The sequence below is a fragment of the Robinsoniella sp. genome, from assembly GCF_034124845.1.
This window is the reverse complement of the sequence record NZ_JAWYAJ010000436.1, coordinates 1-1,962: the sequence shown is the minus strand read 5'-3', so window position 1 is coordinate 1,962 and position 1,962 is coordinate 1. Positions and strand designations below refer to the sequence as shown.

Sequence of the window (1,962 nt, the reverse complement as noted above, 5' to 3'; positions counted from 1 at the left end):
CGGGAGTTTGACAGTTGGACTAACTAAAAATCTATCGCAGGTCGCATAAAACCTGCTTTTTTTGTGTCAACTTTTTTGAATTATAGTATGTTATTTTCTGTTATTATGTGATATAATGAGGTGTAAGGAGGGATGCATATGAATCTTCATATCTCGAAATCAAAAAATTCCGAATCATTTTATGTTGCAAAATCCTATGTCAAGGCTAATGGCAGCACCACGTCTGCTATTGTTCGCAAACTTGGCACTTTAGACAAACTGCTCCTGGAGCATGGCCCTACCAGAGACGATGTGATTGCATGGGCTAAAAATGAAGTGAAAATGGAAACTGAAAAATTTAAGGAAGAACGGCAGACCAAAACGGTCCAAATCACTTTTCATGCTGACAGACAGATGGATTATGACCAGCAGAAGTTTTTTCGAGGTGGCTACCTTTTTCTCCAGTCCATTTATTACAGTCTCCAGCTAAACAAAATCTGCCGGAAACTGAAAAATAAATACAAGTTTCAGTATGATATAAATGCGGTTCTCTCTGACTTGGTTTATGCCAGAGTCCTTGAACCAGCCAGCAAACGGTCTTCTTTAAAAATTGCATCCGAGTTCCTGGAGAGACCGTCTTATGAGCTCCACGATATTTACCGTGCACTGGATGTTCTTGGTCATGAATGTGACCTGATTCAGTCAGAAGTTTATAAGAACAGCAACTTTATGATTAACAGAAACGATAAGGTACTTTACTACGATTGTTCCAACTATTATTTCGAAATTGAACAGGAAGACGGCGATAAGAAATACGGCAAAAGTAAAGAACACAGACCAAATCCAATTATTCAGATGGGCCTGTTCATGGATGGCGATGGCATTCCGCTTGCTTTCTCTACATTTCCTGGAAATGCAAATGAACAGACATCCTTAAAACCCCTGGAAAAGAAGGTTCTTGATGAATTTGGCTGTCAGAAATTTATTTACTGCAGTGATGCCGGTCTCGCTTCCGAAGAAATCAGATCCTTTAATCACATGGGCCAACGGGCCTTTATTGTTACACAATCCATCAAAAAGCTTCCGGCGGAAGAGAAAGCATGGGCATTGGATCTAAAAGGGTTTAAAAGAGTTTCGGATGATATGCCGGTTGATATTTCAGAAATTCCAGAAGATGATACAAGCCTTTATTACAAAGATGAACCCTATACCACAAAAAAACTTCATCAGCGCCTGATTATCACTTACTCTCCGAAGTATGCCTTATACCAAAAAACAATTCGTAACAAACAGGTGGAGCGAGCCGAAAAGATGGTCGGCACAGGAAAGCCAAAAAAGAACCGGAAGAATCCTAACGATCCGGCCCGCTTTATCGGAACCGTTGCGACAACAAAAGACGGGAAAACTGCGGACATACATAGTTATCTTGATAAAGATAAAATAGAATCCGAAGCCCAGTATGACGGCTTATATGCGGTATGTACCGATCTGCTTGATGACGATGTTTGTGACATTCTGAAAGTAAGTGAGGGCAGATGGCAGATAGAAGAATGTTTTAGAATCATGAAAACAGATTTTTCAGCCAGACCGGTTTATCTGCAAGACGAAAACAGAATAAAAGCGCACTTTCTCATCTGTTTTCTGGCCCTTCTCTTTTATCGCTTACTTGAGAGGAAAATGGATAATAAGTACACTTGCGAAACAATTTTAGAAACATTAAAAGCAATGAACTTTGCAGAAATCCAAGAACAGGGATTTATGCCCCTGTACAAGCGTGAAAAAATCACGGATGACCTTCATAATGTCTGTAATTTCCGCACGGATTATCAATTCATCACAAAAAGCCAGATGAAAACTATCCAGAAAAAAAGCAAGGGCAGAGAATAAATTACTAAAGTCTGTGACACGTAGTAAAACCGCTGCATCCCTCATAAAACAAGGGGATACAGCGGTTCTTTACGTATTCAACTGTCAAAGACAGGA

Annotated in this window: 1 protein-coding gene; it reads left to right on the top strand. The window is 39.9% G+C overall.

Going from position 1 to position 1,962, the window contains the following annotated elements; all coding sequences use genetic code 11:
* Window positions 1-138: 138 nt before the first annotated feature.
* The gene (locus ACH2DQ_RS21440; protein WP_395028268.1) at window positions 139-1,866 is read left to right on the top strand and encodes an IS1634 family transposase; all 1,728 of its coding nucleotides are present in this window, start codon (window positions 139-141) and stop codon (window positions 1,864-1,866) included.
* Window positions 1,867-1,962: the final 96 nt, after the last annotated feature.